Annotated in this window: 5 protein-coding genes and 2 pseudogenes; 2 read left to right on the forward strand and 5 right to left on the reverse strand. The window is 72.9% G+C overall.

The window, feature by feature from the left end; translation table 11 throughout:
- Both G6023_RS15750 and G6023_RS10575 read right to left on the reverse strand, forming a co-directional pair.
- Positions 1-210, reverse strand: a pseudogene (locus G6023_RS15750) (polyprenol phosphomannose-dependent alpha 1,6 mannosyltransferase MptB); the annotation flags it as partial.
- Between the two features lie 3 nt (positions 211-213).
- Complete coding sequence (locus G6023_RS10575) at positions 214-1293, reverse strand: polyprenyl synthetase family protein (protein WP_182635416.1); 1080 nt, start codon at positions 1291-1293, stop codon at positions 214-216.
- A gap of 96 nt (positions 1294-1389) precedes the next feature.
- Here G6023_RS10575 and metF point away from each other — a divergent pair, with 96 nt between their 5' ends.
- Positions 1390-2367 carry a methylenetetrahydrofolate reductase [NAD(P)H] gene (metF, locus tag G6023_RS10580; RefSeq protein WP_182635419.1) on the forward strand — a complete coding sequence of 326 codons (978 nt, stop codon included), beginning with the start codon at positions 1390-1392 and terminating at the stop codon, positions 2365-2367.
- 27 nt (positions 2368-2394) lie between these two features.
- Here the strand turns inward: metF and G6023_RS10585 are convergent, their stop codons facing one another.
- The 3 genes from G6023_RS10585 to G6023_RS10595 are packed head-to-tail and all read right to left on the reverse strand — an operon-like array spanning position 2395 to position 5290.
- Entirely contained in the window at positions 2395-3123 is a 729-nt protein-coding gene (locus G6023_RS10585; protein WP_096905652.1) for an LppM family (lipo)protein, read from the reverse strand.
- Positions 3120-4706 carry a phytoene desaturase family protein gene (locus G6023_RS10590; RefSeq protein ID WP_182635421.1) on the reverse strand — a complete coding sequence of 529 codons (1587 nt, stop codon included), beginning with the start codon at positions 4704-4706 and terminating at the stop codon, positions 3120-3122. The genes G6023_RS10585 and G6023_RS10590 overlap by 4 nt, the downstream gene beginning before the upstream one ends.
- Positions 4703-5290 (reverse strand): GNAT family N-acetyltransferase, encoded by a 588-nt coding sequence (locus tag G6023_RS10595; protein WP_096907272.1) that lies wholly within the window; start codon positions 5288-5290, stop codon positions 4703-4705. The genes G6023_RS10590 and G6023_RS10595 overlap by 4 nt, the downstream gene beginning before the upstream one ends.
- 92 nt (positions 5291-5382) lie before the next feature.
- Between G6023_RS10595 and G6023_RS10600 the strand changes: the two are divergent.
- Positions 5383-5566, forward strand: a pseudogene (locus G6023_RS10600) (SAV_6107 family HEPN domain-containing protein); the annotation flags it as partial.

Genomic DNA, 5566 nt, shown 5'->3' on the forward strand with positions numbered 1-5566 from the left:
GCCGAATCCGGCGATGGTGAGCAGGACCGAGCCGAGGACGCCGCGCCACAGTGCCGGACCGGAGGGGCCGTTCAGGGCGGCGCGGGCCGAGGCGGTCGTCGCGGTGGTCGCCCGGCGGATCCGCGACGATGGTGTCGACGGCGACGGCGATGATGACGGTGACGACGACGAGGTGGTCGTCTCCGGCCGGGGTCCGGTCGCTCCCTGCACGGATCAAGCCCGCCTGCGGGTCGCGGCCTCCGCCAGTGCCCGCAGCGTGTCCCGCCCGTGGTCGCTGATCGCGTCGGAGGCCACGGCGTCCAGGGCGCGGGTGGTCAACGCGTCGATCTCGGCCTCCACCGAGACCACGGCACCGGATTCCACCAGAATGGTGCGCGCGCGTTCGAGCGTGGCCGCGTCGGGTTGCGTCCCGAGGACGCCGAGGAGGAACTCGGCGTCCGGGCGGGGGGCGAGGGCGGTCGCACGGGCGAGCAGCAGGGTGCGCTTGCCCTCCCGCAGGTCGTCCCCGGAGGGCTTGCCGGTGACCTCCGGGTCGCCGAACACGCCCAGCATGTCGTCCCGCAACTGGAACGCCTGGCCCACGGCCACCCCGAACTCCCGCAGGGCCGAGACGGTCTCCGCCCCGGCACCCGCCAGCTCGGCGCCGATGTGCAGTGGCCGCTCGACCGTGTAGGCCGCGGTCTTGAAGCGGTTCACCCGGGCCGGGGTGAGCTCGTCGGTGGCGCCCGAGGCCTCGGCGAGGATGTCGAGCATCTGCCCCGACAGGACCTCGGTCTTCATGGCGTACCAGGGACCCAACGCGCGGGCCAGGGCCTCGGGAGGCACCCCGGAGGACACGAACATCTCGTCGGCCCACGTCAGCGCGAGGTCGCCCACGAGGATGGCCTGGGAGATGCCGTAGCGGGCCGCGTCCCCGTCCCAGCCCTCGTCGCGGTGCGTGGCCTCGATCGTCCGGTGGACGGTGGGGCGGCCTCGCCGGGTGTCCGAGGCGTCCACGATGTCGTCGTGGACCAGCGCGCAGGCCTGGATCAGCTCGAGGGCGGCGCAGGCGGTGACGACCTCGTCCGGGGCGGGAGCGTCCGTGTCGCTCGCGGCGGCCCAGCCGGCCAGGGCGAACCGCGGTCGCATCCGTTTGCCGCCGTCGAGGACGAAGTCGTAGAGCAGGCCGGCCAGGCGGTCGACCCGCTCGTCTATCCCCGCCACGACCGTGCGCCGTCCGTCGATGAGTCGGCGGAGCGCGTCGAGGACGCGTTCTCCGTCGTCGGGGCGAGTCGCCGAGACCACGGGCACCATCCCTTCCGGGCGCCGGTGTCCGGCCGCCCTCGTCGCCGACGATCCTAGTCGTCGGGCGGCGGCCGGACGTGGCGCGCGTCGGGCTACCCTGGTCGGGTGACCCAGCTACCCGACTCCGACCCGACGGACGGCGGCCGGCACCCGAGCATCGTGGAGCGGATCGCGACGTCGACCACCCCGAGGGTTCCGTTCTCCGTCGAGTTCTACCCGCCGCGCGACGAGGCCGCCGAGGAGCGACTCTGGCGCGCCGCCACCGTGTTCTCCGACCTCGGGGCGGCGTTCGTCTCGGTCACCTACGGGGCCGGCGGATCCACGCGGGACCGGACGGTCCGGGTCGTCGAGCGGCTCGTCCGCGAGACCGACCTGCTGCCGATCGCGCACCTGACGGCGGTGGACCACACGGTCGCCGAGCTCACCGACATGATCCGCATGTACGGCGAGGTCGGAGTGTCCAACATCCTCGCCCTGCGCGGGGACCCGCCCGGGGACCCGCTGGGCGAGTGGACGGCTCACCCCGAGGGGTTGCACTACGCCGAGGAACTCGTCCGTCTGATCCACGAGGTGGGGGACTTCCACGTCGGGGTGGCGTCCTTCCCCGAGGGGCACTACCGGGCCCGGGACCTCGAGCACGACTCCGAGATCCTGGTGAACAAGCTCCGGGCCGGCGCCGAGTACTCGATCACCCAGATGTTCTGGGACGTGGAGCACTACCTGCGCCTGAGGGATCGCGCCGTCGCCGCCGACCCGGAGCAGGGCGCCAAGCCCATCATCCCCGGACTCATGCCGGTCACGAGTCTGCGGCAGGTCCAGCGGATGGTCGAGCTCTCGGGCTGCGCCCTGCCCGACGACCTGGCCGAGCGACTCCGGACCGCGGCCGGGGACGGGCCCGAGGAGAACCGGGCGGCGGTCCGTGAGGTCGGGATCGATCTCACCACCCGCATGTGCGAGCGTCTGATCGTCGAGGGTGTCCCGTGCCTGCACTTCAACACCCTGAACTTCTCCAAGGCCACCCACGAGGTCCTCACCAACCTGTCGATGGCCCCCGCCCCCGGGGTGGCGGCCGGCAGGATCTGATCCGCCCCGGTGGGGGTGCGGCTCGGGTCAGCGCACCAGCCGGTCGGCACGGGCCCGGGACGTCCGGGCGGCCAGGATCGTCCCGATGGACACCAGCAGGGCGGCGCCGATCCCGACGATCATCCACACCGCGAACCCACGTGCGGCCGGGTCGGGATACGACGACGAGGCCTGCATCCGCGTGATGGACCCCGGAGCCGGGGACCAGCTGACGGAGTTGCCGGCCCCGATGGTGCCGTTGGTCTCCTTGATGCGGTTGGGGAAGGTCAGGTCTACCCGGGTGGTCGCCGTCTCGGCGCGGTCGGCGGGCAGCAGGGACAGGTCCACCGATCCGCTGAACGACACCGTGTCGCCGCTGCGGCGGAAGCCCAGGCTGTACGGCCGTGCCCCCTCGATGTCGATCGCGAGGGTGAGGGTGTCGACCTCCGCGAACGTCAACTGGGTGAAGTAGATCTCGCGGCCGGTGAAACCGTCCGCTGAGTAGGGGGTGATGCGCACCTTCTGCTCGAGCCCGGACGGCGTGGTGATCCGGTCGAGCGCGGCCGCCTGCGCGGGCTGGTCACCCGCCACGAGGATCCGGCCGGAGACGGTGTCGTCCTTGCGGACGCTCATCTGGGCGTTCAGCTGGAGGCACCCGGACAGGAGCACCAGGAGGGTGGCCAGGGCCGTGAGGCCCGCCAGTCGCCGGGGCAGTCGGGAGCGGCCACTGCTCGTGGGGGCGTTCGCTGTCGGATGGGGCGGGGTCACGGCGGTCATTGTGCCCGTGATCCCCGCCGTCGCCGCGCCGACCTGCCGAGTCGGCGGGTCACGAGCCGCGCCACCGTCCTGCCGCTGGTCCCGATCACACCGCCACCGGGGTGGGTCGAGGCCCCCGCCAGGAACACGCCGTCGGCCCCGGGCACGGCGTGACCGCGCAGATCGGGGTGGGGACGCATCGGCAGCATCTGGTCGAGGGACATCTCCACGTGCATGACGTTCCCGCCGATCAGCCCGAGTTCGGTCTCCAGGTCCTCGGGGGTCTGGACGTGACGGTGGACGATCGAGTCGGCCAACCCCGGCGCGAAGCGGTCCGCGACGGCGATGATCCGGTCGGCCTCCGCGGCGCCCTCCTCCGACCAGCCACGGCCGTCGGCCAGGTGGCGCGGGTGCCACTGTGACCACAGTGTCAGCTCGTGGCGGCCCTCCGGAGCCAGCGAGGGGTCGAGCGCGCTGAAGCTCATCGCCAGGACGGCGGGATCGGCGTCGAGGCCGCCCGCGGCGGCGACGCCGTAGCGGCGATCGAGGTGCCGTCGGTCCGTGACGAGCAGTTGCAGGCCGTGGGCGCTGGTGCTCGTGGGTACGCCGGGATACGTGGGCAGTGCATCGGTCCCGAGTCTGACGGCCATCCCCAGTCCGAAACCGGGCCTGATCCGCCGCCGCCACCCGTCCAGCGTCGCCGCCGGGAGTTCGCCGGCGAGGAGGTCCAGGGTGGTGTGGACGTGGCAGGCGGCGACGACGGCCGAGCAGTACAGGGATCGTCCGCCCTCGGTGTCGACGCGCCACCCCGAACCGGAGCGCCGGATCGAGGTGGCCCCGGCACCTGCGGTGACCGTCCCCCCGTGCGCCCGGACGGCGGCCGAGAGGGACTCCGCGAGCGCGCCCGAACCGCCGATCGCGCGCCCCGGCGGGATCCGGTGCATCAGGGCAGCGAACCCGATCATGGGGGCTGTGGCGGGGTGGGACATCGGCGGTCCCGACTGCGCGCCGAACCACGACAGTGCCGCCTTGAGGCGCTCCGAGGTGAACATCGCGTCCAGCAGCGCGTCACCGGAGGACAGGAAGGTCTGGACCGCGCCGAACGGATCGCGCAGGTCGTCGGCCCCGAGGAACGCCGAACCGAGACCCGGGGCGGTGGGGCGGACCGCGAACCCCTTCATCATCCGTCCCGCCAGGACGTCCCACCGGCGGACGAACTCCCGGTACGCGCCGGCGTCGGCCTCACCGCAGGCCGCGGCGATGCTGGCGCACGTGGCGTCGAGGTCACGGTGGAAGACGATCGGTGGCGCGTCGGATCCCGGCGGGGCGGGCGCGAAGCCCCACGGGTCGCAGTCCACGTAGCGCAGTCCGTGGGCCTCCAGCCCGAGCTCTTCCGGGATCCCGGTGTGGCGGATCATCAGATGTGCCGAGGACCCGCGGTCGGTGCGGTGGCCCGGGTACCGTTCGACCGTCGACGTGGCGCCGCCGATCACCGTGTCCCGTTCGACCACGTGCACGTCGAGCCCGGCGCGGGCGAGATAGGCGGCGCACACCAGTCCGTTGTGGCCGGAGCCGACCACCACCACGTCATGCCGGGGGGTCACGTCCGATCTCCGTTCCCGGCGAGCGGTAGCGATCGGGCCAGGACGGCGAACGGTCTCGCGTCCCCCTGGAACCGATACGAACGCAGCACATCGGTGAACCCCAACGACCGGTACAGGCGCCAGGCCGCGTTGTCCTCGCCGTCGACCTCCGGGGTCGACAGCAGCACCGTGCTCTCCGGCCGGTCGGCCAGGAACGTCCTGACGAGGGTCGCGCCGATGCCGCGCCCCTGCAGTCCCGGCGAGACGTGCAGCTCGGTCAGTTCCACGTAGTCGGGCGGGAGCTCACGGTCCCGGTCCCGCAGTCCCCGGGAGACCTGGTCGTACCACCACTGCCCGGGAGCGCCGTGATAGCCGTAGCAGATGGCGACGAGCTGCCCCCGGGTCTGACCGAGCAGGCGTCGGCGCGGGGCCTCGAACGCGGCCACACCCGACCAGCCGTCCCGGTAGCTGTGCTCCATCCACGCCGCGGCCCGGGAGCGGACCACCTGCGGCGGGTAGCCCATGGCGTCGACGTAGACCCCCAGAGCCTCGGGCAGTCGGTCTCGGAAGTCGGCTGCGTCGAGCCGGGTGATCACGGTGTCCATCCACCCCATTTGATCACGGGCGCGGATACGGGGCGTCCGGATGTGTCGTACCCCGGCGATACCGTGCGCGCAGAAGGGGAGGTGCAGGGGAGATGGACACCAGGAACAGGATGCGGACGGCCGGCGGGGGAGCGGTGGGAACCCTCGGACGGGCGAGCCGTGCGGAGCTGCACCGTGGGCGCGCGATCGCCGCCGCTGCTCCCTCCGAGCGGTTCCTCGAGTCGTACCGCGCCGCGAGGTACGCGGCCGGGGCCCTGCTGGCCCCCGGGCCGCGGC

It is taken from the genome of Dietzia sp. DQ11-71, from assembly GCF_014144995.1.
Taxonomy (GTDB): domain Bacteria; phylum Actinomycetota; class Actinomycetes; order Mycobacteriales; family Mycobacteriaceae; genus Dietzia; species Dietzia kunjamensis.